The sequence below is a fragment of the Nocardia carnea genome, from assembly GCF_029868855.1.
Taxonomy (GTDB): domain Bacteria; phylum Actinomycetota; class Actinomycetes; order Mycobacteriales; family Mycobacteriaceae; genus Nocardia; species Nocardia carnea_A.
Genome location: NZ_JARWOV010000307.1, coordinates 14,997 through 40,383 on the forward strand (window position 1 = coordinate 14,997; position 25,387 = coordinate 40,383).

The following is a 25,387-nucleotide window of genomic DNA, read 5'->3' on the forward strand; positions in this document are numbered from 1 at the left end:
CGAGATGGATATGCGAGTGAATCTGCGGGGAACCCGATGCTGACAAACGGCGCGATGATCGCGGACCGCTACCGGCTGCAGCGCCTGATCGCCACCGGTGGGATGGGTCAGGTCTGGGAAGCCCTGGACACCCGGCTCGATCGCCGGGTGGCGGTGAAGGTGCTCAAATCGGAGTTCTCCGCCGATCCCACGTTCCGGCACCGGTTCCGCACCGAGGCCAAGACCACCGCGCAGCTCAACCATCCCGGTATCGCCGGAATCTACGACTACGGCGAAACCTACGATCCGCAGGGCGGGGAAACCGCCTACCTGGTGATGGAGCTGGTGCAGGGCGAACCGCTCAACACCGTACTGAACCGGCTCGGCCGGTTGTCGGTCGTACAGGGTCTGGATCTGCTGGAGCAGACCGGCCGTGCCCTGCAGGTCGCGCATCGGGCCGGTGTGGTGCACCGCGACGTGAAACCGGGAAATATCCTGGTCACTCCCACCGGGCAGGTGAAGATCACCGATTTCGGTATCGCGAAGGCGGTCGATGCCTCGCCGGTCACCAAAACCGGGATGGTGATGGGCACCGCCCAGTACATCGCGCCGGAACAGGCGGTCGGTGAGGACGCCACGGCGGCCAGCGACGTGTACTCGCTGGGTGTGGTCGGCTACGAGGCGCTTGCCGGTCAACGCCCCTTCACCGGTGACGGCGCCCTCACCGTCGCGATGAAACATGTGCGCGATGTACCGCCGCCGATGCCGACCGACCTCCCGCCGAATGTGCGCGAACTCGTCGAGGTGACCCTGGCCAAGGACCCGAACCAGCGTTACAGCGACGGCGGCGAATTCGCCGAGGCCGTCGCGGCGGTGCGGTCGGGCCGGCGGCCACCTCCACCCCGCAATCTGGCCGCGGCCGGTCCCACCAGCCTCATCCCGGCGCCGCAGCCGGGTTACGACGATCCGGCGACCGTTCGCTACACCACTCCGGCCACCGCCATGGCCGGACCGGCAACGGTAATGGACCATCACGGCGCACACGAGGTCGATCCGGCCGAATACCGCGACGATGCCGGTGGTGGCGGAGGTCTGGGGAAAAACCAGAAGTGGATGATCGCGCTGGGTATCGGTGCGCTGCTGCTCGGTGGGGCGGTGCTGTGGCTGCTCTTCGGCGGCGATACCAATCCTGCGGGCACCCCGACCGAGACCTCGTCGACGGTCCCGACCACGCGGCCGGCGCCGCCGCCGGTGACCACCACCTACGAGGTCACCGAACCGCCGGTCTGGACTCCGACACAGGAATACACCACCACCCAGCCCCCGGCGACCACAACCACCCAGCCGCCTGCGCCGACCACCACGACGACGCAGCCGCCGACCACCACCACCGAGACCACCACCGCCCCGCCGACCACCACGGAATCGACGGGCAGCGAGGAAACGGCCACCACTACGCGGCCTTTCCCGGTACCGGACATCGAACTGCCGGAGATCGGCAACCGCTCCCGTGACGACGACAGCTCTCCCGACGTGCCGAGCCACCATCAAGGACAGCCATGACGACCCCGAAGAATCTCTCCTCTCGCTACGAGCTGGGCGAGATCATCGGATTCGGTGGGATGTCCGAGGTCCACCGGGCACGCGACCTCCGGCTCAACCGCGATGTCGCGATCAAGGTGCTGCGGGCCGATCTGGCGCGCGACCCCACGTTCTACCTGCGTTTCAAACGTGAAGCCCAGAACGCGGCCGCTCTGAACCATCCCGCGATCGTGGCGGTGTACGACACCGGTGAGGCCGAGGTGGACGGCGGGCCGCTGCCGTTCATCGTGATGGAGTACGTGGACGGCGATACGTTGCGCGATATCGTGCGCAACGAGGGCCCCGTGCCGCCGCGCCGGGCGATGGAAGTCATCGCCGATGTATGCGCGGCGCTCGATTTCAGCCATCAGGCCGGGATTGTGCACCGGGATATGAAGCCGGCCAACATCATGATCAATCGCGCGGGCGCGGTGAAGGTGATGGATTTCGGTATCGCGCGGGCGATCGCCGACGCCGCCAACCCGATGACCGCGACCGCGGCGGTGATCGGCACCGCCCAGTATCTGTCGCCGGAGCAGGCCCGCGGCGAAACCGTGGATGCGCGGTCGGACGTCTATTCGGTCGGTTGCGTCCTGTTCGAAATCCTCACCGGGGAGCCGCCGTTCACCGGTGATTCCCCGGTTGCGGTCGCCTATCAGCATGTGCGCGAGGATCCGCGGCTGCCTTCGCTGGTACACGACGGTGTACCGCGGGAGCTGGATTCCGTGGTGCTCGAGGCCATGGCCAAGAATCCGGCGAACCGTTATCAGAGCGCGGCAGAGATGCGCGCCGATCTGATCCGGGTGCTGGGCGGCCAGAAGCCCGGGGCGCCGATGGTGATGACCGACGAGGACCGCACCACCATGCTGGGCCCGGCGGACCCCTCGGCGCGCGGCTATCACCGCTTGGACGACGACGATATCGACGACGACTACGGCGACGGATCCGGTGGTAATCGCCGCCGTGCCTATATCGCCGCCGGCGTGGTGGCCGTGGTGGCCGTGGCCTTCGGTCTCTTCTGGATGCTGCTCGGCCCCGGTAGCCGCCCGGATCAGGTCGCGGTACCGGATCTGTCGAACCTCTCGGCCAGTGAAGCGGAGACGAAACTGGATTCGCTCGGCTTCGATGTCGCTATCCAGGAGAAGCCGGACGGCCGGATCAGTGCCGGGAACGTCATCGCGACCCAACCGCTCGGCGGATCCCGGGCCGATGAGGGCAGCACGATCACCATGCAGGTCTCCACCGGCCCGCAGCAGGTGCCGATCCCCCAGGTCGTCGGGCTGAGCCAGCAGGAAGCCACGCAGGAGCTCACCAATGCCGGGCTGCAGGTCCATCCGGACGTGAAGCGCGGACCTTCCAGTCCCGAGGACAAGGACAAGGTGATCGCCCAGGACCCGTCCCCGGGGTTCGAACTGGACGCGGGTAGTCAGGTCACCCTGACCCTCGGTTCCGGACCGGAGCAGGTGTTCGTACCTGATGTCGTCGGCCAGTTGATCGACCGTGCCCAGCCGAATCTGGAGGGCGCAGGGTTCAAGATCGAGATCCGCGAGGTGCAGTCCGCGCGGCCACGCGGCGAGGTGCTCTCCACCAGCCCGGCCGGCGGTTCGAACGCCGACAAAGGATCGACGATCACCGTGCAGGTAGCGCAGAGCGATCGGATCGCCATGCCGAACCTCGTCGGTCTCACCGCGGGTGAGGTCGTGGACACGCTCCGAGAAAGTGGCTGGCAGGGCAGCGTCAATCAGGTGCGCCAGATCACCCAGATCACGCTGAACTCCGATCAGGCCGGCAAGGTGCTCAGCCAGCAGCCGTCCGCCGGTACCACCGTGCCCTCGTCGACGACGGTCACCGTCAACACGGGTGTCCTACCGCTCGGCCCACCCTGATATCTGCCGGTCGGATCCGGATGAACGAATGTCGGCAGGCCCCTCACCACTGCGGTGAGGGGCCTGCGTGCTGCGGGGAAGCGTATGGCGACGGACGTCGCACCCCTGGGCCGAGCAGCCGCGTAATCTTCCAGCGCGCCCGATAGTCTGCGACGATGACCAGCCCAGGTTCGACCGAGGAATCCGAATCGCTGCGACTTGCGCGGCCGTTCCTCGGTCGATCCGTCGACCTCATCATCGACCGGCCCTACGGGAGCCGCCACCCGACCTGTGGATTCCCCTACCTGGCCAACTACGGCTACGTCCCCGGCACACGCGCGCCCGACGGCGAGGAGCTCGACGCCTACTACCTGGGCTCTTCCGAACCGATGACCTCGGCACACGGCATCTGCATCGCGATCATCCACCGACTCCACGACGATGACGACAAACTCGTCGTCGTTCCCGACCCCGCCACAACTCTCGACGACGCGGCTATCGCCGCAGCCGTCGAGTTCCAGGAGACTGCTGGGCATTACACCGTCATCCGGCACTGACCCTGCCGTTGCCCTTGACGAGACCATAAGGTCACCCCGCAGAAGACTCGGCCAGTGCTAGAAATCGGTCTCAGTGGACCGAAAGTCCCGCGACTTCCGCCTCGAGCATCTCCACAAGTCCCTCGGCGGGCCGCTCGCCACAGACTTCCAGCCAGTTCGCGAGCATCCGGTGACCACCCTGGGTCAGCACCGATTCCGGATGGAACTGCACACCGTGAATCGGCAGTTCGTGATGCCGCAGCGCCATGACGATGCCGCTCTCGGTACGCCCGATCACATCGAAACCGGCCGGCAAGGTGCTCTCGACAACGGTCAGCGAATGGTATCGGGTCGCGGTGAACGGATCGGGCAAACCGGCCAGGACACCCGTGCCGATATGGAATACCGAACTGGTCTTACCGTGCAGCAGTTCGGGGGCCCGGGTCACCGTGGCACCGAAGGCCGCGCCGATCGCCTGGTGGCCGAGGCAGACGCCCAGCAACGGGGTGGAATGCTCCGCGCACGAGCGCACGAGCGCCATGCTCTTGCCCGCGCGTTCCGGTGTACCGGGGCCGGGGCTGATGAGGATCCCGTCGAAATCGCGGGCAACAGCTTCGGTATCGGCGAGTTCGGGATCGTCGTTGCGCCAGACAACCGCCTCGACGCCGAGCTGACCCAGGTACTGGACCAGGTTGAACACGAAGCTGTCGTAGTTGTCGACGACCAGAACTCGCATGCACAAAGACTACGTGGCCGATCGTGGGATATGGGGACATCCCCCCTGATCACCTGGTGGGATAGCCTTGGAACACGACCTGCACGCTGAACACGAGGACATCATGCCCAAGTCGAAGGTCCGCAAGAAGACCGACTACACGCTCAACCCCGCCAGCCGCACGCCGGTGAAGGTGAAAGCAGCGGGTCCATCGCCCGTCTGGTACGTCACCATCATGCTCGGCTTCATGCTGGCCGGGCTGGTCTGGCTGCTGGTCTACTACCTGGCGGCCGATCAGATCAGCTGGATGAGTGATCTCAACGCCTGGAACTTCCTCATCGGATTCGGGCTGATGGTGATCGGGCTCATCATGACCATGCGGTGGCGCTGACCAGGGGATTACACGGGTGTAATTAATGCACACCTGTGGATAGCCCTGTGGATAACTCTCGAGACGGATTGGGGAACACCGCGTGCAGCCCGAGAGCACACAACCACGCCTCGCCTGGTCGACTCCGCTGCCGGCGCTGATCGCGGTCGCCATCGGGGGTGTGATTCTCGCGGTCGCGGCGCTGCTGACCACCGAAGTGCCCGGCAAGTTCTTGCTCGGTGTCGCGGCCGTGGTGCTCCTGGCCCTGGCCGCTTTGGGTATCCGGCAACGACCGAGGTTGTCGGTCGTACCGGGCGAGCAGCCACGGCTGGTACTGCGCGGGCTCACCGGCGCCACCGAATACACCCGGGACCGAATTCTGCGGGCACGGATCGTGGGATATCGCCGCCTCGGCCGCCAATCTCCCATGCTGGAAATCGATGTCGACCACCTGGGCACCGAACGACTGCTGATCTTCGGCCGGTGGGATCTGGGTACAAGCCCGGAAGACGTCTACGAAACACTTCGTTCGGAGCTGCGTCTGCGCGGCGAATCGGCCCGCTGACGGCTGAACCCGGCGCCGGGACACCCGGTCTCGATTCAGCCATGTTTCACGTAAAACATCGGTGGTGGCCACCCGGAGTTCAGGGCAGCGACGCCGCAGCGACGCCGATCACCGCCGATGCGGCCAACGCCAGAACCACCAGCGCCACCACACCGACCATCCGCGCCTGCTCCGGAGTCCGGGCCCGCAGCCACCCGGGCAGGAACATCACGCCCAGCGTCGCGAGTGTGCCCGCGGCCAGTCCACCGAGATGACCCCACAGCGAGATACCGGGCAAGGAGAAACTGATGAACACATTGATCCCGATCAGGATCAACATGCTGTTCGGATTCTGCCGCAGCCGGACGAGTATCACCGTGATGGCTCCGAACAGGCCGTAGACCGCCCCGGAGGCGCCGGCGGTCAGATTGTCCTGCGCCAGCAGCATCACCGCGGCCGAACCGCCGAGCAACGAGATCAGATATACCGCCAGATAGCGTGCCCGGCCGAGGACCAGTTCGATATCCCGTCCGACGACATAGAGCGCGAACATATTCAGCAGCAGGTGGATCAGGCCGTAGTGCAGAAAGCCCGACCCCAGCACACGGAACCATTCCCCGCCGGCGACCGCCGGTGGATACATGACCCAGTCGATGAACAGGGCCGACCCCTGCTCATTCGCCATCAGGCTGCGCGACTGCGCGGCGGTGATCGCGTACACCACCACGTTGAGGGCGATCAGGACATAGGTGACGAACGGTGTGGCTGTACGCGTGGCCACCGCCCCCGATGCGGTGCGAACCTTGGGTGTACTGCGCCGGCCGGCCTGGACACAATCGACACAGTGCTGACCGACCGAGGCGGGACGCAAGCACTCCGGGCACGCAGGCCGGCCGCAGCGAGTACAGGAGAGGCCGGTAGGGCGGTCGGTATGCCGTACGCACACCTGGGCCGGCGGCGAGGGCTGCTGCGGGTTCACCGGGAATCCCGGTCCGAGGACGGCTGAATTATCCGGCCGGGTACTACCGGGCCGGTACGGCGTGTCGCGCTCACCAACCCATCGTGCCATGTGCTCCTTTTGTCCAGTGCCGGTCCGCGGACTCCCCGGCACCGCCGGGCAGCCCGCTGACCTGCTGGTCTGCGCCGAACGCGCGGCTGTGCCAGAGTTGAGCCATGAGCTCGAACCCACTGCGTCCGTCCGGTCGTTCGCGCTATCGGCTGCTCGCCGCCGCCGCGGTAGCCGCGGCAGGCGGTACCGCGTGGCTGGTGCGCAGCAAACGTCCACAGCCACCCGAGCCGGCTCCCGCTCCGCCGCGTATCGGCCAGACCCGCACCGGTACCGCCGCGGCCACCACGAACGGGGCCGCAGCACCCACCGAGAGCTGATCGCGCCGTCAGCGGCTGACGGTCTTGCGGTACTGGCGCAATGCCAGCGGGACGAAGACCGCCAGGATGATCACGACCCAGATCAGCGTCGTCGCCACCGGGTGCTGCAGGGACCACGCGTTCGACTCGTCGACGAGCGGCGAGGAGTTACCGAACAGGTCGCGAGTAGCCTGGGCCAGCGCTGATACCGGGTTCCATTCGGCGAAGATCCGCAACGGTGTCGGCAGATCCTGCAGCGGTACGAAGGTATTGGCCAGGAAGGTGAGCGGGAAGATCACCATGAAGCTCGCATTGTTGAACACCTCGGGCGTGTGCACCAGCAGGCCCACCACCGCCATGATCCACGAGATCGCGTAGGCGAACAGCAGCAGGAGCGCATAGGCCAGCACCGCGTCCAGTAGCGATCCGCGGATCCGCCAGCCGACCACCAGGCCGGTGAGCGACATGACCACCAGACTCACCACATTGATCACCACATCGCTGACGGTGCGCCCGATCAGCACCGAGGACGGGGCCATCGGTAGCGAGCGGAAGCGGTCGATGATGCCCTTCTGCATATCCTCGGCGAGGCTGAGGCCGGTGAACGTGGACCCGAACACGACGGTCTGCACGAAGATGCCCGCGATGAGGAATTCCCGATAGCCGCCCTCGAGGCCCGGGATCTTGATCGCGGTGCCGAAGATATAGGCGAACAACAGTACGAACATGATCGGCGAGAGCGTGCTGAAGATGAGCACATCGGGCACTCGCTTTATTTTGATCACATTGCGTTTGGTGACGGTGAGGCTGTCGCTCACCACCATGGACAGTCGCTCGCCCAAACCGAGTGATTCCGCCGGAGCGCCGGCCGTTGCCACCGCGGTCATCTGCTCTTTCCTTCCATGACTTCGAATTCGCCGGTATTTCGCGACGCGTCGGCCGCCGAGTCGGGGGAACCGGAGTCTTTCCGGCCGGCCCGGTCGCCGGAGTCCGCCGCCGTCTCGCTCGGTTCGCCGGCCTCGTGACCGGTGAGCGAGAGGAAGACATCGTCGAGCGAAGGGCGACGTAACCCGACGTCCTGAATTTTCACTCCCTGCTCGGTGAGCCGGCCGATGGCGGCCACCAATGCCTGCGACCCATCGCTCACCGGCACCACCACGCGACGCAGGCCGGGCTCGAGGTGGATTTCCCCGTCGGCCAACGGGCTCAGCGCCTGCTGCGCGACCGCGAGGTTGTCGATATGGTCGACCGTCAGTTCGATCCGGTCGCCGCCGACCATGCTCTTCAATTCGTCGGCCGTACCGCGGGCGATCACCTGGCCGCGGTCGATCACCGCGATGGCATCGGCCAGCCGGTCGGCCTCCTCCATGTACTGGGTGGTGAGCAGCAGCGTGGTACCGGCGGCGACCAGTTCCTCGATGACATCCCACAGATCCAGCCGGGCCCGCGGATCCAGTCCGGTGGTGGGTTCGTCGAGGAACAGCACCGGCGGGTTGGCGACCAGGGCGCCGGCCAGGTCCAGTCGCCGGCGCATACCACCGGAGTAGCCGCGCACCGGGCGATCGGCGGCGTCACTGAGCCGGAACCGTTCCAGCAGCTCACGGGCGCGTTCCTTACTACGCCGCGTACCCATGTGATAGAGCCGTCCGACCATTTCGAGGTTCTCGAAACCGGTCAGATACTCGTCGACAGCCGCGTACTGACCCGACGCACCGATCCGGGAACGTAGTGCCCGCGGCTGGGCGAGCACATCGATTCCGGCCACCGTCGCCCGCCCGGCATCGGGCACGAGCAGGGTGGTGAGCACCCGGACGGTGGTGGTCTTCCCGGCCCCGTTCGGCCCCAGGAGCGCGGTCACCGTACCTTCGGGAACCGTCAGATCGAGGCCGTCGAGGGCCCGGACCCGGGGACCGTAATGTTTGACGAGACCCTCGGCGACGATTGCGTCGGGCATGATTCTCCTGATTCGAGTGATTGTGCAGGGCGGAGTGGTCTATCCGCCGATGGCGACAGGGGGCCATCGACCTGAGTGCGTCCGGCGAACGGCCGTATATCGGGCCAGTATTGTCCCGGGCGGCGGGGTTTTCATCCGATTTATCCGGTTGCCCGGTGGCGTGCGGAGTTCGGCGGTGTCCGTACACGAACCGGCGGTGCCCACGCAGGAAGACGAAAAGGGCCGTACCCCGGCCCGACTGTGCTCGGGGTAGCCGGTACGGGGTACGACCGGTTTCGATCCTCGCGGCACCGGCCTGCCCGGTCGCGCGTAGCGGACTACCCGATTCGCCGGGCAGCGGTACTCGGATCCGCACAAAGCCGCCGACGCAGCCGGGGTGTCGGAGTTCACGACCGGAAGGCACAGCCGCATAGTGGCATCGACCTCCGACAACTTCGACGGTCGCGTCGCGGCAACCGGCCGTATCGAACGACTGGTCCGACGCTGTCGGTATCGCCGGGAAACCCGGTGTAGCAGCACTTTCGACAACCTCCGGTGTACCTCGCCCGCGTCGGGAACACCTCCACCGGCCGACCGTGGGAAGGTTGTGAACCGCACCAAAAAAAGTCGGAAACTACTGGGCCTCTTGTACGCGTAAATTCGGATCATCGCGTAGGATCGAACGCGTCGGCCCCTCCCCCCCGGGCCGACCTTACGCGGGCCTCGGCTAACTCCCCCCCTTCGCCGAGGCCCGCTCTCATGTCCGGGCCCGCTGCCGAGTCGCGCGGATAGCCGGGACTTCTGCAACAAACCCCGCGCACGCCCCCCGTTTCGTATCCGGCGGCAACTCCGGAGCCGCGATGGTGAGAGATTTGGAGTATCATCGTCTCATCAGATCGATGCAGTAGATCAAGGGAGATCCGCATGACCGCGTCCGTAGACGTCGCAGCCATCGACACCCATGCTCCGGCCGAGCGCCGGCCGTTCGGTCCCGGCACCCGGACTTGGGAAGAAGTCGGACTGATCACCTTCTCGCTGACAGCGGGCTCGGCCTTCCTGTTGCAGACCATGGAACCCTCGATCTCCGCGGTGGTCGATGCCCACTCCACCTTCCGCACCGACCCCATCGGCCGCGCCCTGCGCAGCCTGTCCGCGGTGATGATGTGGACCTACGGCGGTGAGGAATCGCTCGGCGAGACCGACCGGTTACGCAAAATGCACGCCACTCTCAACACCACCGACGCCGATGGAAAACGGCACACCGCCCTGTCCAGTGGCCCCTGGGCCTGGGTGCTGCACACCGGTACCTTCGCCTTCGCCGAGAACGCCGAGTATTTCGCGAAACGGCCGCTGACCTCGGCGGAGAAGGAAGAATACTACCGCGAGACGCTGCAGCTGATGCGCAACTTCTACGTACCACCCAAGGAGCTGCCGGCGTCCTACGCCGACTTCGAGAAGTTCTTCGCGGACCAGGTGGAAAATCATCTGGAAGCCACCCAGACCGCATACGACTACCTGAAGGTAATCCGGACGATCGCCCCGCCCACCCAGCTGCCTCATGCCCTGCACCCGCTGTGGCGTGCGGTGACCGGTCCGTTCGGCCGGATGCAGTACTTCGTCACCGTCGGCACCACCCCCGAAGTGGCGCGCCGCAAACTCGGTCTCACCTGGACCGAGTCCGATGAGCGCAAATTGCGCGTTCTCGGCTGGTTCATCGCCAGGCTGGTTCCCTTGCTGCCCGAGCGGTTGCGCTACTTCCCGATCGCCTACGAAGCCCGCAAACTCGAACGCGACAAGGCCCGGCTGCGCAAGGTCATCGATATCCGGCCGCTCTGACCGACCGGCGAACGGCCCCCGGACACGAACCTCGTCCGGGGGCCTTCTTCTGCATCGATACACTTCGGGCGAGCCGAGTTCGACAGGAGTACCGACCGTGACCAGCAGTACAACCACGCTTCCCGAATACGAACAGGTGGTCCGGCTGCCGCGCGAACTCGGCCCGATCACCGTCCCCGAGAGCTTCCGGGACGAGAACGACCATATGAACATCAGGCACTACTTCGACCTGTGCGTCGAAGCCGGTGGACTGGTCTTCGAACGTATCGGCATAACCGACGAATACCGCGCGAGCCGCGGCACCGGCTTCTTCACCGCCGAACATCACATCCGCTACTACGCCGAAACCCGGGTCGGCGAGGAAGTTTCGGTCTACGTGCGGGGTGTGGATCGCTCCGACAAGGTGGTGCATGTGGTTGCCATGCTGGTGAACGACACCACCCGGCGCCTCAGCTGCACACTCGAGATCACCGCGATCCATGTGGATCTGCGCACTCGATCGGCCACCTCGTTCGCGGCCGATACCGCCGCGGCCATCGATCGCGAACTCGCATCCGACGCTGCGGACTGGCCCGTGCCGGTCTGCGGAGCCATGGGGATACGCCGCTGAACGCTGCCCCTGCGGGAGTCAGGCCGGTTCGGCGCCGTTACCGGAATCGGGCCGACCGGCCGCCGGGCGAACCGTCACCGCTTCGTGGCCTCGGGGGCGGGCCGTACTGACGAACACCACCGGTTGCCCGGCATGCAGGGTTCGGTAGCCGTCGGTTTCTATGCACCGGTATTCGACGAAGACCTGTTCGGTCCCGTCGTCGGGCTTGATATAGCCGAACCCTTTCTCGGAGTCGAACCAGAAGACTCTCCCCCGTCTCCAATCCGATCGGTCGATGCCGGGCGCGGCAGACTCCGAAGGGGTCATTACCAGGTCTTCTCCACTCGTGATGTCTTGGTCGACACCTCAAACGTACGCCCAGTAGCCGTTGACGTCACGAACGGTGTCACCGGGCACGTCGTTACGGTGCCTTTGTGCCGGCAGCATCCTTCCTCACCGACACCCGCGCCGGCTTCACCGTCGATATGCGTCTCTTCCGGGAACCCGCCCGAACGGAACCGACCCCGCAGGCGGCTCTGGTGTTGCTGCGCTCGAGCTGAAAGAGCGCCGGTACGTCCATCGAAAGGATCTGTGTCCACATCATTTCGATGCGATCGAAATGATGTGGACCGCATCTCCGGTGCCGGTCGGGGCCCGAGTTGCGACCTATCGAACTGATTCTTGACGCAATCATTTCGATAGACAAACCTGGTCAGGTGGTGATCAAGAAGAACCCGCTCGGCCCTACCGGGGATACCGTCAGGGAAAACATCCTCCGCTACCGCACTCTGATGAACCTGGGGTATGCCGAACTCGCGCGCAGTCTCGAGGCACTCGGCCGCCCCATCCCGGTGCTGGGTCTGTCGCGGATCGAGCGTGGCGAGCGCCGGGTCGATGTGGACGACTTGATGGCGCTCGCAGTCGCACTCGGGGTCTCCCCCACCAGTCTTCTGCTCCCGGACACGGGTGATTCGGACGACACCGTCACGGCCACCGGAATCGACGGCACGGCCGGGGACCTCCTCGGCTGGTTTCGTCTGCACACTCCGTCCGCGCATATCGGCAAACCGGCCGGCCGGCGGTTCGTACGCGACGCCATCCGCTTCATCGCCGACGCCCGCCCCCGGTGGGATATCGAAGGCCTCACCCTCGAACAGCTCCCCGGGGTCGGCCATCAGGAATACGCCGCGGAGATAACGGAAAAGGCGCGACGAGCGGATGGCAACGACGGCCGCTGATACACGATCCCCGGCCGGGCGCCCGCCAGCACACTCGTAGCGGGTCGAAATCACACGCCGATCCCGGCTCAGGAATCCCGGCCCGCCATCAACTCGAAAATCGAGACCGGGCGCCCGGCTTCGGCACTGGCCGTACGCGCGCGCCGCCAGAGCCCCTGCGCGGTACGCGACAGGGTGGCATCCACACCGGCCTCCTCGCTCGCATCGATGATGTGCTGCGCGCCGGCATCCATCATCGCGAAGGCAGCCAGATCGCCCCACCCGCCCTTCTGGGCGGCCGCCGCGTACTCGGCCATGAAGAACGGATAGGCCTCGGCGGAACGCTGCGCATACGGCAGGAATCGGTCGATATCGTTGCCGGAGCGGTGGATCAGGGCCAGTGCCTGATCGAACGCGAGCATCCACGGATGGAAAACGATCAGCAGCGCCTGATAGAACACCTGCGCCAAACCGTCGTCGTCACCCAGATACTCCTGCGGACTCAACGGCCGCAACAGTTCGGCGTGGGCATCGAATACCTCCCGCGGCCCGCTGTAGAAGATGTACGAGGCGGGGTGGGCGATATTGTCGCCCGCGGACATGAAGCCGCCGGAGAGAAATTGCGCCCCGTGTGAACGCACCCACTGTCCGCCTTTGCGGGCGTTCTCCGGAGAATCCGAGGAAAGATTAACGATGACTTTGCCCCGCAACGCATCGGTCGCCTGGCCGAGAACGTCGTACATCGCGTCGTAGTGGGTCAAGCTGAGGACGGTCACCTCGCCGGCGGCCAGCGCCTCGGCCACTGTCGCGGCCCGGCGTGCACCCGCCTCGACCATGGCTTCGGCCTTCTCGGGGCTGCGATTCCAGACGGTGACCTCGACACCCTCCGCCAGGAAAGCCCGCACCATGGCCTGCCCCATCGGGCCCAGGCCGATCACACTGACCGACCGAGTGTTCTGTTGCGACATCGGATTCCTTTTCGTCGTGATCGAACTATTTCGGCGCCGGAACCGATACTGCGTTCCCGCAGGTAAGGTGGACAAGAACGTACGTTCGGGTGGGGTTGCTCACCTCGAGGTCCGTAACGAGGTCGGGAGGTCGCGGTGGCCGGTGTAAGTGATGTAGATCACGATGTGTGTGGTATGTCCCTGGCGATCGACGTGGTCGGCGGTAAGTGGAAACTGCATCTGATGTGGGTTTTGGGCGCGGGCCCCCAGCGCTTCGGACAGATCCACCGGGCACTGACCGGAGTCAGCGAAAAGGTGCTGACCGAGAACCTGCGCCAGCTGGAGGCCGCCGGAGTCGTTCATCGCGAGATCTATCCGGAGGTTCCACCCCGGGTCGAATACTCACTCACCGCGCTGGGTGAAGACCTGGCCCGCGCCCTACGCCCCTTGGAGGAATGGGGCGATCGGCACCGCGGACACCTGCTGGACATCGCCTGCTGACCCCTACCGCAAAGGCATTGCGCCACAACGGCTGGGTGTGCGCGCCGGATGCCGGGCCGGTATCCCGGGCGTCGCACGCGCCCCGTCCGGCAATCGAGCGGTATATGCGTCGACAGACCCTCTGACCCGGATACGTTGGCGGCACGCGGAACAGGTGCACCGGGAAGTCCGGACCGCTCTAGGAGTCGAAGCACGGTTACGGGGGTTTCGCCCGAACGATAAACGCTCTCTACCTGAATGTTCAGGTAGAGAGCGTTTTGTGGAGCCTAGGGGAATCGAACCCCTAACCCCTGCCTTGCAAAGGCAGTGCTCTGCCAATTGAGCTAAGGCCCCGGGCAGATGCGCGACCGCGGTGAGTCGCCTGCGAAACAGTAGCGTTCCGGCACGTACACCGTCAAACAAGCCTACCCGGCGATAACCGGGCGTTCACCTGCGCAGGGCACCGGTGGCCTCGAACTCCGCCTCCCGGCCCTGCATCTGTTCGCGGTACCAGTTCTCGCGATGCCAGAGCATCACCTTTTCGTGCAGGCGTCCGAGCGGCGGCACTCGTCGCGCCAATTCCACTGCGGTGACCAGTGGGATCCGGGCAATCGGAAGCAGTACCCAGGGGAACGCCGACGGCATGCGGTACTTCCGGCGAGTGGTAGGCAGCATGTACAAGGCCGGGTAGGCGGAGTTGATCCGATAGTTGTAGTGCGCCCGCAGACGGGCTATTCCGCGCTGTTCGGGCCGGGGCGCGAAGGCCGCCGGATACGACTCGATGAGCTCGTTGCCCTGATCGCCGGAATCGTGGGCACGGGCGATCAGGGTCATGGCCATGACCCGCAGCGTGTCGGGCACGGTTTCCGGATGCCAGGTGAGCCGGACGCCGAGTAGGTAGCCCATGTACTTCTGGAAGTGCAGCAGCGCCCGGAATTCCGCCGGGCTGGTCTGATAGCCGAGCGCCCACAATCCCAATCCGGGGATGGTGCTGCCGGCGATCAAGGTCAGCAATTGGTAGGTCTGGCTGATCGGCAGCCCCCACCGTTCGGTGTCCCATTCGGGGTGCCGCGCGACCCCCGCGCGCACCGAAACGTGCATGATACGCACCTTCAGAGCAGTAGCCCGGCCCGGCGATCCGGGTGTCAGCAGTGCGCCGGGCTCCGACACATCCATCCAGAACCGGCAGGTTTCCAAGAAGCGGCGCAACGCGCTGTCGCCGGCGTAGCCGCCGGCCAGCGACAGCGGGGTGGCGACGGCGGCTTCGGTGTACATCTCCAGAGTTTCGGCCCCCGCGAAGCTGAACAGCATGGTGCCCCACCGGCGCCAGACCGCTGCGCCGCGTTCGACCAGGTCAGGGCGCACCCACTCCGGCACGGTCTCGAACTCGTCGAACAGCGCGCGCATCGCCGGCGGCGGATCGGTGATGCTGTCGATACCGTCGCTCAGCGCGGTATCCAGCAGTCGCCGCCCGTTCTCGCGACCGTCCGCGCCGCGCAGCACCTCGGCGACGAACCGTTCCGCCACCGGATCACCGGCGAACATGTCCGCGCACAAGGCCTTCGCCTGTTCGTCGGTCGGGAAGAGGTCGCTACCGGTCACGGCACGTACCAGGCGTTCCACCGTCCGCACCCGCGGATCGGTCCGGGCCTGCCAGTACCTAAAGCTCTCCGGGCACCGAAAGGCCGGGTCTTCGGTATCCGCTACCACCACTGGTGTCGACATCGCTGTCCTCCCTGCCGAGCCGGCCCGCGGCAGCGCCCTGACCCATGCCACGGGCCGGCCCCCGCCGAAACCATACTTCAATGTATGGATTAACAGTACTGAACAGTACGGAGTACGGGAAGATGGGAACGCCTTCCCGAGGAATTCGCGACCATCCGCTCGAGGCATAAGCGGTCAACCGCCCACGGCAGCCATAATCACCGGATCCTCCGAGCCCACCGGGCGCCTCCCCTACCATCGGTGTATGGGACTCAGCGGCGATCGGTCGGAGAAGATAACGGCGGGCTCCGACGCCGCGGAACCGCCCGCTGAACGAGCCACGCCGAGTCGGCCGAGATCGAAAAAGGCCCAGGCACAGCAGCGGCAACGTCGGCGCACCGCCCGGCTCTCCTACGACGACTGGGTCGACGGCGCCCTGAATCTGCTGTCACGCGAGGGTGTAGGAGCGATCAAGATCCAGCGGCTGTGCCAGGAACTGGGCGTCACGAAGGGCAGCTTCTACTGGCATTTCGATGATATCGAACAACTCATGACGGCCATGGCGGACCGCTGGAGCGCGATCCAGAGCCGGACGGTCCGCGATCTGGCCGCTTTCGCGGAGATCCCGGTGGAGGAACGGATCGAGAAAATGGCGGCAATGCTGGTGGATCAACGCCACTGGATCGTGGAGACCAGCGTGCGGGAATGGTCACGCACCAACCCGAAAGTGGCGGCCGCAGTGCGCAACCTCGATCAGCGCGTTTTCGAAACCGTCAAACGCACCATGCTCGACCTGGGTTTCGACGAGAACCAGGCCGGGATCCGGGCGGGCGCGATGGTCTATATCGGCCTCGGATTGATCCACGGCCGGGACAACCTGCCGACACCGTCCACCGCGCAGGTGTCCTCGGTCATCGAACTGCTGGCCCGGCCGTGATCACCGGCAGGCGAGCGACCGGCCCGCCGGAAACGAAATCAGCGAGTGGTGACCTCATGCCACATATCGGCCTCATCCCGCTTGCGCAGCTTGCTGATACCGATGAGAACCGCAGCGACAATTCCGATGGTGAGAACGTATTTCATTTCTTCAGCCTAACTCTGTTGGGCGGCGCCGACTCATCCAGGACCGTTGGTTGCGGTAACGAGAAGGGCCGGATTCGGAGGGAAAGGAAAACGACCTCCGAACCGTTTCCGGTGGAGGTCGTCGATGTATTACAGGGAGTGGGTCTAGGAGGACTTGAACCTCCGACCTCTTCGTTATCAGCGAAGCGCTCTAACCGCCTGAGCTATAGACCCGTGGTTTCGACCGCCGATAGTAAGGTGACTTTCCTACCGGAACCGGCCGAGAACAGAGACTACCCGAACGACCGCCGTACAACCAAAACCACTGGTCACAGCCTCGAAGACGTTCGGTTTTCCCTGCACGGCGGCCGGTGCCCGGATCCAGGCACCGGCCGTCGCGTCGACCGAATTCAGTCGGGGTCGGCCAGGGTGACCTGGATACCGCCGACCATATCGCAGCACTGGTTGTAGATGAACGTCCCAACGGTCGCCAGCGCGGTGAACAGCACCACGTTGATCAGCCCGATCACCCCGGCATAGCCGAAGACCGTCCCGGCGTCGATGAGCCCGACCGAGCCGCTGTCCGGAGACACCATATCGGTGAAGGTGCTGTTGAGCCGCTCCCAAACACCCATACCCGCCAGCACCATGTACAGCAGCGCGACCGCGATCATCCAGACGAAGAACATGGCGATACTGATCACCAGGGTGATCTTCAGTGTCGACCACGGGTCGATCCGCCGGACCTGCACCGTGGCCCGCAGCGGCTCACCACCGAGCACCGCCTGCGGTAGGCCCCGCGGAGCCGGCGAGCCCGTCGGCCCCGACGACACCGGCGGGGTGTAGGCGGGCGGCGGCGTGTGCTGCTCGGGCGGCAGCGGATGCCGGATCTCGGAGAGATCGGGCATATCCTTGGCCAGCTCCGGGCGGGCGATACTGCGGGTAGGCCCGTCCAGGCCAACGGATTTGGCCATAGCAGCTTCCTTACGGGCCGCCTTGGCCGCCAGATCGCTCGTGGTGCGGGCATTGGTGACCCCGCCGCTCAGCCCGACCGAACGCGGCTGTGCCCCACCCACCGGGGTGTGGCCCGGCCGCGGCAGATTGGACTGGGGCTCACGCTGCGGCAGATTGGACTGGGGCTCACGCTGCGGCAACTGCGACCAGCCCTCCTGGAACCGGCCCTGCTCGCCACCGTTACCGCCACCGGACTGCTGTTTCTGGGCGCCGGAACCCTGGGGGCCGGGGTTCGGCGATCCGGCATTACGCGGTTCGGACGCGAATTCGCCCTGCTGCTCCTGGTTTTCGGGCGCGGAGCCGTCGGCGGGCGCGCCGCCGGACGCATTGCCGCCCGGCTGCCCGCCCCCGGACTGCTCGTTGTCCGCGGCATCACCCGGCCGCTGGATCGGGCGCGGCGAAATCGGGGACGGAGTGACCCTCTCGGTCACACCGTTCGTCTGCTGCCGCTCGTCGCTCGGCTGTTTCGGAGTGGTCAATGGGAATCCTCGGATCCGTTCTTTGCCGCCGATATGGATTTACTGCTCGGGGGAATCGCCACCGTCGATCTGCTCGGGCTCGTCGGCGTTACGTGCGATCGCAAGCAAGGTATCGCCCTCGCCGAGGTTCATCAATCGCACGCCCTTGGTCTGCCTACCGGCCTTACGGACCTGCCGGGCGGCAGTGCGGATAACCCCACCGCTGGACGTGATCGCATACAGCTCGTCGTCGTCGTCGACGATGAGCGCACCCACCAGGGTGCCACGCCGGGCGTCGAACTGGATGGTCAATACACCTTTTCCGCCGCGACCCTGGGCGGTGTACTCCTCGATGGCGGTGCGCTTCGCATAACCACCGGACGTCGCGACCAGCAGATATGTCCCGTCGCGGACCACATTGAGCGACAGCAGCGCGTCATCGGCATTGAACCGCATACCCTGCACACCCGAAGTGGCCCGGCCCATCGGGCGCAACGCCTCATCGGTGGCGGAGAAACGGATCGACTGCCCCTGCGCCGAGACCAGCAGCAGATCGTCTTCGGCGGAACACAGTACGGCGCCGACCAATTCGTCGTTGTCGCGCAAGTTCACAGCGACGATGCCGCCGCTGCGGTTGGAGTCGAAGTCCACCAGCCGCGACTTCTTGACCAGGCCCTTCTGCGTCGCCAGCACGAGGTAGGCGGCATCCTCGTAGGATTTGATCCGGATTACCTGGGCGATCTTCTCGTCCGGCTGGAAAGCCAGCAGATTCGCCACGTGCTGCCCGCGTGCCGTGCGGTTGGCCTCCGGCAGCTCATATGCCTTGGCCCGGTATACCCGGCCTTTGTTGGTGAAGAACAACAACCAGTCGTGGGTCGACGTCACGAAGAAGTGCCGAACGATATCGTCCTGCTTCAGACCCGCGCCCTGCACACCCTTACCGCCGCGCTTCTGGCTGCGGTAGAGATCGGTCTTGGTGCGTTTGGCGTAACCGGTTTCGGTGATCGTGACCACCACGTCCTCGCGGGCGATCAGATCCTCGTCGGCAACATCGCCGTCGGCGGAAATGATCTGGGTACGCCGCTCGTCGCCGTAGCGTTCCACGATTTCGGCCAGTTCGTCCCGGACGATGGCCCGCTGCCGCTCCGGCTTCTCCAGAATATCTTTCAGATCGGCGATTTCGGCTTCGAGCTTGGCCAACTCGTCGACGATCTTCTGCCGCTCCAGCGCAGACAGCCGGCGCAGCTGCATATCCAGGATCGCGGTGGCCTGGGTTTCGTCGATATCGAGTAGTTGCATCAGGCCGGTGCGCGCGGTCTCGGTATTGGCCGAGCGGCGGATCAGCGCGATGACCTCGTCGAGCATATCGAGCGCCTTGACCAGGCCGCGCAGGATATGTGCCCGTTCCTCGGCCTTGCGCAGCAGGTACCGGGTGCGCCGGACGATCACATCGAGCTGATGGTTCACATACAGCCGGATCATCTGGTCCAGGCGCAGCGTACGCGGCACGCCCTCGACGATGGAGAGCATATTCGCGCCGAAACTGGTCTGCAGCTGGGTGTGCTTGTACAGATTGTTCAGCACGACCTTCGCGATCGCATCGCGTTTGACCGTGACCACGATACGCAGACCCGCCCGGTCCGACGATTCGTCGTGGATATCGGACACGCCGGCGATCCGGCCGTCCTTGACCTGTTCGGCGATCGCATTGATGAAGTTGTCGGTATTGACCTGGTACGGCAGTTCGGTGATGACGATGGTGGTGCGGCCGCGGGCGTCCTCTTCGATCTCCACCACACCGCGCATCCGGATGGAACCGCGGCCGGTGGTGTAGGCGTCGTGGATGCCCTGGGTGCCGACGATGAGCCCGGAGGTCGGGAAGTCCGGTCCCTTCACCCGCTCCATACATGCGGCGAGTGTGGCTTCTTCGTCGGCGTCGTGGTTGTCCAGCGCCCAGTAGATCGCCTCGGCCAGTTCGTTGAGATTGTGCGGCGGAATGTTGGTCGCCATCCCGACCGCGATACCGTTGCTGCCGTTCATCAGCATATTCGGCACACGGCTGGGCAGAACGACCGGTTCCTGGGTCTTACCGTCGTAGTTGGCGATGAAATCGACGGTGTCGTGATCGATTTCGCGCAGCAACTCCATGGCCAGCGGGGTCAGCCGGCATTCGGTGTAACGCATGGCGGCCGCGCCGTCGTTACCGCGGCTGCCGAAGTTGCCCTGGCCGTCGACCAGCGGATAGCGCATCGCCCACGGTTGCGCCATCCGCACCAGGGTGTCGTAGATGGCCGAATCGCCGTGCGGGTGATAGTTACCCATGGTGTCGGCGACCGGACGCGCGGATTTCACGTAACTACGGTCGGGCCGGTATCCGTTGTCGTGCATCGCGTACAGGATCCGGCGGTGCACCGGTTTGAGGCCGTCGCGGACCTCCGGCAGTGCGCGGCCCACGATCACGCTCATCGCGTAATCGATGTAGCTGTTCTGCATCTCCTGCTGGATATCGACCGGTTCGATCCGGTCGCCCGCACTCTCCGGCGGCAGGGTTGTGTCGGTCATGCAATCTCCTAGGTACTGACGGATAACGGCGGATCACCGCGCGCTGCTGCGCTGCGGGTGCAACCGCCGCTACTACACGTCGAGGAAACGGACGTCTTTGGCGTTACGGGTGATGAAGCTGCGCCGGGCCGCGACATCCTCGCCCATCAGGACGCTGAACAGCTCGTCCGCGGCGGCCGCGTCGTCCAGCGTCACCTGACGAAGCACCCGGACCGAGGGGTCCATGGTGGTTTCCCACAGCTCCTTCGGATTCATTTCGCCCAGACCCTTGTACCGCTGGATACCGTCGTCCTTGTTGATTTTCTTACCGGCCGCCAGGCCCGCCTCGACCAACCCGTCGCGTTCACGATCCGAATAGGCGAACTCCGGTTCGCTGCGCTGCCATTTCAGCTTGTACAGCGGCGGCTGCGCCAGGAAAACATGGCCGTGCTCGATCAGCGGACGCATGAACCGGAACAGCAGGGTGAGCAGCAGGGTCGAGATGTGCTGGCCGTCGACGTCGGCATCGGCCATCAGCACGATCTTGTGATACCGAAGCTTGCTGATATCGAACTCGTCGTGGATACCGGTGCCGAAGGCGGTGATGATCGCCTGGACCTCGGCGTTCTTCAGGACCTTGTCGATTCGCGCCTTCTCGACATTGATGATCTTGCCGCGCAATGGCAGGATCGCCTGATACATCGAATCGCGGCCGGATTTCGCCGACCCACCGGCGGAATCACCCTCGACGATGTAGATCTCGGACTTGGCCGGCTCCTTGGACCGGCAGTCGGCCAGCTTGCCGGGCAGGCCACCGATATCGGTCGCGCTCTTACGCCGCACCAGCTCGCGGGCCTTACGCGCCGCCACCCGGGCCTGCGCCGAGGACACCGCCTTGTTGACGATGGTCTTGGCGTCCGCCGGATTCGCCTCGAACCAATGCGCGAGATGCTCGTTGCAGGTGCGCTGCACGAACGATTTCACCTCGGTATTGCCGAGCTTGGTCTTGGTCTGGCCCTCGAACTGCGGCTCACTGACCTTCACGCTGACAATGGCGGCCAGCCCCTCGCGGATATCGTCACCGGTGAGGTTGCCGTCTTTTTCCTTGAGCAGCTTCTTGTCCTTGGCGTACCGGTTGACGACCGTGGTCAGCGCCGCGCGGAAACCCTCCTCGTGGGTACCGCCCTCATGGGTGTTGATGGTGTTGGCGAAGGTGTGCACCGACTCCGAGTAGCCGGAGTTCCACTGCATCGCGACCTCGAGCTCGTGCCCGGTGCCCTTGCTGGTGAACGCGACGACCGAATTGTGGATCGGCTGCTTGGTCCGGTTGATGTGCCGGACGAAATCCTCGAGACCACCGGGATAGTGGTAGGTACGGGTCTTGACCTTGTGCTGGGCAGGAGCCGCTTCTTCCTCACCGTGCTTGGGTGCGTCCGCGGTTTCGCTGACCACCTCGTCGGTGATCTCGACCTCGCTGACCCGTTCGTCGGTGAGCACGATGGTCAGGCCCTTGTTCAGGAAGGCCATCTCCTGCAGGCGCCGCGAGACCGTCTCGAAGTTGTAGGTGGTGGTCTCGAATACCGCGGGATCGGCCCAGAACCGGATGGTGGTACCCGTGGCCTTGGTGGGTTCCCCCTGGACCAATTGGCCGGGGACCGCGTCCTTGTAGGTCTGGCTCCAGTGGTAACCGTCGGTATCGACCTCGGCCTCGAGCCGGCTCGACAGCGCGTTGACCACCGAGATACCGACACCGTGCAGACCGCCGGAGACGGCGTAGGAATCGGAGTCGAATTTGCCGCCGGCATGCAACTGGGTCATGACGACCTCGATGGTCGGGATGCCCTGGGCATGCATCGCCACCGGAATACCGCGGCCGTCGTCGACGACCTGGACACCACCGTCGGCGAGGAGGGTGACCTCGACCTTGGTGGCGTGCCCGGCCATCGCCTCGTCGACCGAGTTGTCCACAACCTCCCAGATCAGGTGGTGCAGGCCACGCTCGCCGGTGGAACCGATGTACATGCCCGGGCGCATCCGCACCGCCTCGAGGCCTTCCAGGACCTTGATGGAGGAGGCACCGTAATCTTGTTTGTTCGATGCGCTCGAACCTGATGCTTTGGAGTCTTTGGCAGCCACTGGTCGGTAGCTCTCCTTACTTGCTGGTCCCCGGGACGGCGGTGGGACAGCGCACGTGGGCCCGGGACAGATAAGAGGGCTGCACACAACGCGCCGAAGGTATCGCCGCTGATTTACGTTTCCATCTTACTTCGCAGCCCAACTTACAGTGCATCTGCGACACCCCTGACGGCTCCCAGGATGAGAGAAATCGGACCGGCACGGGTCCCCTCGCGGCGCGACCGTTTTCGGACCATCAGATTCGTCCTGAGAGTTCGCTGAAGGCACCGGCCCGGGCGGCCCGTCGCGTTCCACGTAAAACCGGGTCTACCCGTAGGTGTCACGCGGACCCCGGCCGCGGATATGTCGTTCGCCCTTACGCCAGCTCGGGGCGGTCGGGCCCGCAATACGCAGGGAGCGCACCACCCCGGGGCCGACGGCCGCGGTGATCTTCGCAAGTAACTGCGCCTGCAGCAACCGGAGTTGAGTGGCCCAGGCCGTGGACTCGGCCGCCACACTCAGCACACCGTTCTCGAGTTTCACCGGTTTGGCATGTGCGGCGATATCCTCGCCGACCACACCGGACCAGTGCCCGAACACTGTCCCCTCGGCCACTTTCGTGGACCAGCCACGACTCCGCGCGATGGAGGTGGCGAGCTTGGACAGTGGCTGCGGATCACGATCGTCGGGTCGCGGCCCCGACCAACCGCTACGCCGGCGAGCTCCGCCACGGGAACTCCGGCGGGGCGACGAACGCCCCTGGCCCACGGATTTGCCACTCGCTCGCGCGGCCGCACGTGCCTCTTCGAGCGCACGACGGGCCAGGTCGATCCCGCGTAGCTCCGGTTCGGCCGGCGGTACGGCGCCACCGGGAGTTCCGGGCCGGTCGGTCATCGTCGCGCTCCGCTCACCAGCCGAGTTATCCCCAGGGTCGGCCGGTATCTGCTCGAGTTGTACACATCCGGAGCCAGAACCTCGAGATCGGGGCCACATAACCGGAAGTGCACCATCTCACAGGGCATAAGCCCTGCTCAGGGTGGGTATTTCGCCTGCCGGCGCAGGTAGTGGCCAATCGCACCGGGTCGACACCCGAGTGCGGGCCGACGACCTGGGCCGACAAGTTATCCACAGGCTGTGGATAACTGTGCACTAAGAGCCGGACGGGGGATAACGGCCCGGCGTATCGGCTCACTCTACGAACGCCCCGGCCCTCGTGCAAGGCACCGGCCGCTGCGTGTTCACTGTGCTGACCGTTCGCTGGGGACCGGCTGTGGCGGGTTCTCCCCGCCGGGCTGGGCAGACTCCGCCGGGGGGCTCCCGGCCAGTGCGGAGATACGGTGTTCGGGGTCACCGGTGGTCGTCACCTGCAGAGTGGCCCCCGTCAGCTCGCCGGGCACATCCTCGGGCACGGCGGCAGTGATCAGCACCTGCTCCGCATCGGCCGCGACCGCGGCGAGGGCGGTACGGCGCCGGCGGTCGAGTTCGGCGAAGACGTCGTCGAGCAGCAGGACGGGTTCGGACCCGCCGGCCCGCAGCAGCTCGAACGCCGCGAGCCGCAGAGCCAGCGCGAACGACCACGATTCACCGTGGCTGGCGAATCCCTTGGCCGCGGTTTCGCCGAGCAGTAGGTCCAGATCGTCGCGGTGCGGGCCGACCAGGCAGACACCCCGTTCCAGTTCCTTGGAACGCGCCCGCGTGATCTCCTCGAGCAGCACCTGTTCGAGTACCGCGGGATCGTCGGAGCGCGGTTCACGCGCCGGATCGAGTAATTCGTCCGGTAGCGCGGCGCTGCGATAACCCACGGTAGCCGGGCGCGATTCGGGGGCCAGCGCCGCGTAGGCCCGGGTGATATACGGATCCAGGTCGTGTACCAGGCGCAGCCGTTCGGCAAGTAGGACCGATGCGTGACCGGCCAGGTGGCCGTCCCACACATCGAGGGTGCCGAGAGCGGCACGGCCTGACCGACCGGCGGTTTTCAGCAGTGCCGACCGCTGCCGCAGTACCCGATCGTAATCGGCGCGTACACCGGCCAGGCCGGGCCGCCGTGCGGTGCACAGTTCGTCGAGGAAGCGGCGGCGCTCGCCCGGGTCGCCGCGAACCAGCGCCAAGTCCTCCGGCGCAAACAGGACCGTATGCAGGATGCCGAGGATCTCGCGCGGCCGGCGAACGGGTGACCGGTTGATCTGCGCCCGGTTCGCCGCGCCGCGGTTGAGTTCCACATCGACGCGCAACTCACGTCCGAGGTTGATCACATTGGCGCCGATCCGGGCCCGTTCGGTGCCGGTGCGGATGAGCGGGGCATCGGCTGACACCCGGTGCGATCCGAGCGTCGACAGGTAGCCGAGGGCTTCCAACAGGTTGGTCTTGCCATTGCCGTTTGCCCCGAGGAAAACCGTAGGGCCTGTGGATAACTCGATCTCAGCATGTTCCCAGGAACGGAAATCATGCAAGGTCAGAGTACGAATATGCACCGGTTCACACCATTCGACAGGTGCCCACGGAGTTATCCACAGCTGTGGATAACTTACGTCGGCGC

Annotated in this window: 24 protein-coding genes and 2 tRNA genes; 12 read left to right on the forward strand and 14 right to left on the reverse strand. The window is 65.4% G+C overall.

Going from position 1 to position 25,387, the window contains the following annotated elements; translation table 11 throughout:
• Positions 1-36 precede the first annotated feature (36 nt).
• The 3 genes from QH195_RS31735 to QH195_RS31745 all read left to right on the forward strand — a co-directional run bounded on the left by QH195_RS31735 (position 37) and on the right by QH195_RS31745 (position 3,982).
• Positions 37-1,542 carry a serine/threonine-protein kinase gene (locus QH195_RS31735; RefSeq protein ID WP_280420370.1) on the forward strand — a complete coding sequence of 502 codons (1,506 nt, stop codon included), beginning with the start codon at positions 37-39 and terminating at the stop codon, positions 1,540-1,542.
• On the forward strand, positions 1,539-3,446 hold the full coding sequence (gene pknB, locus QH195_RS31740) for a Stk1 family PASTA domain-containing Ser/Thr kinase (RefSeq protein WP_280438105.1): 1,908 nt from the start codon (positions 1,539-1,541) through the stop codon (positions 3,444-3,446). Before QH195_RS31735 ends, pknB begins: the two co-directional genes overlap by 4 nt.
• A 155-nt stretch (positions 3,447-3,601) precedes the next feature.
• Positions 3,602-3,982: an inorganic diphosphatase gene (locus QH195_RS31745; RefSeq protein WP_280438106.1), complete on the forward strand. Its 381-nt coding sequence runs from the start codon at positions 3,602-3,604 to the stop codon at positions 3,980-3,982.
• 70 nt (positions 3,983-4,052) lie between these two features.
• On the opposite strand, the gene QH195_RS31750 is transcribed toward QH195_RS31745, so the two are convergent.
• Positions 4,053-4,697 (reverse strand): aminodeoxychorismate/anthranilate synthase component II, encoded by a 645-nt coding sequence (locus QH195_RS31750; RefSeq protein WP_280438107.1) that lies wholly within the window; start codon positions 4,695-4,697, stop codon positions 4,053-4,055.
• Between the two features lie 103 nt (positions 4,698-4,800).
• Here QH195_RS31750 and crgA point away from each other — a divergent pair, with 103 nt between their 5' ends.
• Both crgA and QH195_RS31760 read left to right on the forward strand, forming a co-directional pair.
• Positions 4,801-5,067 carry a cell division protein CrgA gene (gene crgA, locus QH195_RS31755; RefSeq protein ID WP_280420374.1) on the forward strand — a complete coding sequence of 89 codons (267 nt, stop codon included), beginning with the start codon at positions 4,801-4,803 and terminating at the stop codon, positions 5,065-5,067.
• Positions 5,068-5,149: 82 nt separating this feature from the next.
• Entirely contained in the window at positions 5,150-5,611 is a 462-nt protein-coding gene (locus QH195_RS31760) for a PH domain-containing protein (protein ID WP_280438108.1), read from the forward strand.
• A 79-nt stretch (positions 5,612-5,690) separates the two neighbouring features.
• Here the strand turns inward: QH195_RS31760 and QH195_RS31765 are convergent, their stop codons facing one another.
• Complete coding sequence (locus tag QH195_RS31765) at positions 5,691-6,569, reverse strand: rhomboid family intramembrane serine protease (protein ID WP_280420415.1); 879 nt, start codon at positions 6,567-6,569, stop codon at positions 5,691-5,693.
• Positions 6,570-6,763: 194 nt separating this feature from the next.
• Between QH195_RS31765 and QH195_RS31770 the strand changes: the two genes are divergently transcribed.
• Complete coding sequence (locus QH195_RS31770) at positions 6,764-6,976, forward strand: hypothetical protein (protein ID WP_280420376.1); 213 nt, start codon at positions 6,764-6,766, stop codon at positions 6,974-6,976.
• Positions 6,977-6,984: 8 nt separating this feature from the next.
• Here QH195_RS31770 and QH195_RS31775 read toward each other — a convergent pair whose 3' ends face one another.
• On the reverse strand, positions 6,985-7,779 hold the full coding sequence (locus QH195_RS31775) for an ABC transporter permease (protein ID WP_280420416.1): 795 nt from the start codon (positions 7,777-7,779) through the stop codon (positions 6,985-6,987).
• Between the two features lie 59 nt (positions 7,780-7,838).
• The gene (locus QH195_RS31780; RefSeq protein ID WP_280420377.1) at positions 7,839-8,909 is read right to left on the reverse strand and encodes an ATP-binding cassette domain-containing protein; all 1,071 of its coding nucleotides are present in this window, start codon (positions 8,907-8,909) and stop codon (positions 7,839-7,841) included.
• Positions 8,910-9,812: 903 nt separating this feature from the next.
• Between QH195_RS31780 and QH195_RS31785 the strand changes: the two genes are divergently transcribed.
• Both QH195_RS31785 and QH195_RS31790 read left to right on the forward strand, forming a co-directional pair.
• Positions 9,813-10,724, forward strand: a complete 912-nt coding sequence (locus tag QH195_RS31785) for an oxygenase MpaB family protein (RefSeq protein ID WP_280438109.1) — start codon at positions 9,813-9,815, stop codon at positions 10,722-10,724.
• A 97-nt stretch (positions 10,725-10,821) separates the two neighbouring features.
• Positions 10,822-11,334 (forward strand): thioesterase family protein, encoded by a 513-nt coding sequence (locus tag QH195_RS31790; protein ID WP_280438110.1) that lies wholly within the window; start codon positions 10,822-10,824, stop codon positions 11,332-11,334.
• An 18-nt stretch (positions 11,335-11,352) separates the two neighbouring features.
• Here the strand turns inward: QH195_RS31790 and QH195_RS31795 are convergent, their stop codons facing one another.
• Positions 11,353-11,640, reverse strand: a complete 288-nt coding sequence (locus QH195_RS31795; RefSeq protein WP_280420380.1) for a cold-shock protein — start codon at positions 11,638-11,640, stop codon at positions 11,353-11,355.
• 107 nt (positions 11,641-11,747) lie between these two features.
• Here QH195_RS31795 and QH195_RS31800 point away from each other — a divergent pair, with 107 nt between their 5' ends.
• Positions 11,748-11,873 carry a hypothetical protein gene (locus QH195_RS31800; protein WP_280438111.1) on the forward strand — a complete coding sequence of 42 codons (126 nt, stop codon included), beginning with the start codon at positions 11,748-11,750 and terminating at the stop codon, positions 11,871-11,873.
• 156 nt (positions 11,874-12,029) lie between these two features.
• A complete protein-coding gene (locus QH195_RS31805) occupies positions 12,030-12,551 on the forward strand; it encodes a helix-turn-helix domain-containing protein (RefSeq protein WP_280438112.1) in 522 nt (173 codons plus the stop codon).
• Between the two features lie 68 nt (positions 12,552-12,619).
• Here QH195_RS31805 and QH195_RS31810 read toward each other — a convergent pair whose 3' ends face one another.
• The gene (locus tag QH195_RS31810) at positions 12,620-13,519 is read right to left on the reverse strand and encodes an NAD(P)-dependent oxidoreductase (RefSeq protein WP_280438121.1); all 900 of its coding nucleotides are present in this window, start codon (positions 13,517-13,519) and stop codon (positions 12,620-12,622) included.
• A gap of 114 nt (positions 13,520-13,633) precedes the next feature.
• On the opposite strand from QH195_RS31810, the gene QH195_RS31815 reads away from it, so the two are divergent.
• Complete coding sequence (locus QH195_RS31815; protein ID WP_432278393.1) at positions 13,634-13,978, forward strand: winged helix-turn-helix transcriptional regulator; 345 nt, start codon at positions 13,634-13,636, stop codon at positions 13,976-13,978.
• Between the two features lie 260 nt (positions 13,979-14,238).
• Here QH195_RS31815 and QH195_RS31820 read toward each other — a convergent pair.
• Together QH195_RS31820 and QH195_RS31825 are read right to left on the reverse strand one after the other, a co-directional pair.
• A tRNA-Ala gene (locus QH195_RS31820) sits at positions 14,239-14,311 on the reverse strand.
• Between the two features lie 93 nt (positions 14,312-14,404).
• Complete coding sequence (locus tag QH195_RS31825; protein WP_280438113.1) at positions 14,405-15,682, reverse strand: oxygenase MpaB family protein; 1,278 nt, start codon at positions 15,680-15,682, stop codon at positions 14,405-14,407.
• 244 nt (positions 15,683-15,926) lie between these two features.
• On the opposite strand from QH195_RS31825, the gene QH195_RS31830 reads away from it, so the two are divergent.
• Positions 15,927-16,598, forward strand: coding sequence for a TetR/AcrR family transcriptional regulator (locus QH195_RS31830; RefSeq protein WP_280438114.1), 672 nt, complete (start codon positions 15,927-15,929; stop codon positions 16,596-16,598).
• Between the two features lie 285 nt (positions 16,599-16,883).
• On the opposite strand, the gene QH195_RS31835 is transcribed toward QH195_RS31830, so the two are convergent.
• From QH195_RS31835 to recF, 6 genes are all read right to left on the reverse strand, one after another.
• A tRNA-Ile gene (locus QH195_RS31835) sits at positions 16,884-16,957 on the reverse strand.
• A gap of 176 nt (positions 16,958-17,133) precedes the next feature.
• Entirely contained in the window at positions 17,134-18,216 is a 1,083-nt protein-coding gene (locus QH195_RS31840) for a DUF3566 domain-containing protein (RefSeq protein WP_280420387.1), read from the reverse strand.
• A gap of 39 nt (positions 18,217-18,255) precedes the next feature.
• A complete protein-coding gene (gene gyrA / locus QH195_RS31845; RefSeq protein ID WP_280420388.1) occupies positions 18,256-20,757 on the reverse strand; it encodes a DNA gyrase subunit A in 2,502 nt (833 codons plus the stop codon).
• A gap of 72 nt (positions 20,758-20,829) precedes the next feature.
• On the reverse strand, positions 20,830-22,872 hold the full coding sequence (gyrB, locus tag QH195_RS31850; protein WP_280420389.1) for a DNA topoisomerase (ATP-hydrolyzing) subunit B: 2,043 nt from the start codon (positions 22,870-22,872) through the stop codon (positions 20,830-20,832).
• 306 nt (positions 22,873-23,178) lie between these two features.
• Positions 23,179-23,745, reverse strand: a complete 567-nt coding sequence (locus tag QH195_RS31855; RefSeq protein ID WP_280420390.1) for a DUF721 family protein — start codon at positions 23,743-23,745, stop codon at positions 23,179-23,181.
• A gap of 344 nt (positions 23,746-24,089) precedes the next feature.
• Positions 24,090-25,322, reverse strand: a complete 1,233-nt coding sequence (recF, locus tag QH195_RS31860) for a DNA replication/repair protein RecF (RefSeq protein WP_280438115.1) — start codon at positions 25,320-25,322, stop codon at positions 24,090-24,092.
• Positions 25,323-25,387: the final 65 nt, after the last annotated feature.

Excerpts from the sequence above, each read along its gene's own strand:
- QH195_RS31735 (WP_280420370.1), top strand. The coding sequence starts at position 37 with ATGCTGACAAACGGCGCGATGATCGCGGACCGCTACCGGCTGCAGCGC.
- pknB (WP_280438105.1), top strand. The coding sequence starts at position 1,539 with ATGACGACCCCGAAGAATCTCTCCTCTCGCTACGAGCTGGGCGAGATC.
- QH195_RS31745 (WP_280438106.1), top strand. The coding sequence starts at position 3,602 with ATGACCAGCCCAGGTTCGACCGAGGAATCCGAATCGCTGCGACTTGCG.
- QH195_RS31750 (WP_280438107.1), bottom strand. The coding sequence starts at position 4,697 with ATGCGAGTTCTGGTCGTCGACAACTACGACAGCTTCGTGTTCAACCTG.
- crgA (WP_280420374.1), top strand. The coding sequence starts at position 4,801 with ATGCCCAAGTCGAAGGTCCGCAAGAAGACCGACTACACGCTCAACCCC.
- QH195_RS31770 (WP_280420376.1), top strand. The coding sequence starts at position 6,764 with ATGAGCTCGAACCCACTGCGTCCGTCCGGTCGTTCGCGCTATCGGCTG.
- QH195_RS31775 (WP_280420416.1), bottom strand. The coding sequence starts at position 7,779 with ATGGTGGTGAGCGACAGCCTCACCGTCACCAAACGCAATGTGATCAAA.
- QH195_RS31780 (WP_280420377.1), bottom strand. The coding sequence starts at position 8,909 with ATGCCCGACGCAATCGTCGCCGAGGGTCTCGTCAAACATTACGGTCCC.
- QH195_RS31785 (WP_280438109.1), top strand. The coding sequence starts at position 9,813 with ATGACCGCGTCCGTAGACGTCGCAGCCATCGACACCCATGCTCCGGCC.
- QH195_RS31795 (WP_280420380.1), bottom strand. The coding sequence starts at position 11,640 with ATGACCCCTTCGGAGTCTGCCGCGCCCGGCATCGACCGATCGGATTGG.
- QH195_RS31825 (WP_280438113.1), bottom strand. The coding sequence starts at position 15,682 with ATGTCGACACCAGTGGTGGTAGCGGATACCGAAGACCCGGCCTTTCGG.
- QH195_RS31830 (WP_280438114.1), top strand. The coding sequence starts at position 15,927 with ATGGGACTCAGCGGCGATCGGTCGGAGAAGATAACGGCGGGCTCCGAC.
- gyrA (WP_280420388.1), bottom strand. The coding sequence starts at position 20,757 with ATGACCGACACAACCCTGCCGCCGGAGAGTGCGGGCGACCGGATCGAA.
- QH195_RS31855 (WP_280420390.1), bottom strand. The coding sequence starts at position 23,745 with ATGACCGACCGGCCCGGAACTCCCGGTGGCGCCGTACCGCCGGCCGAA.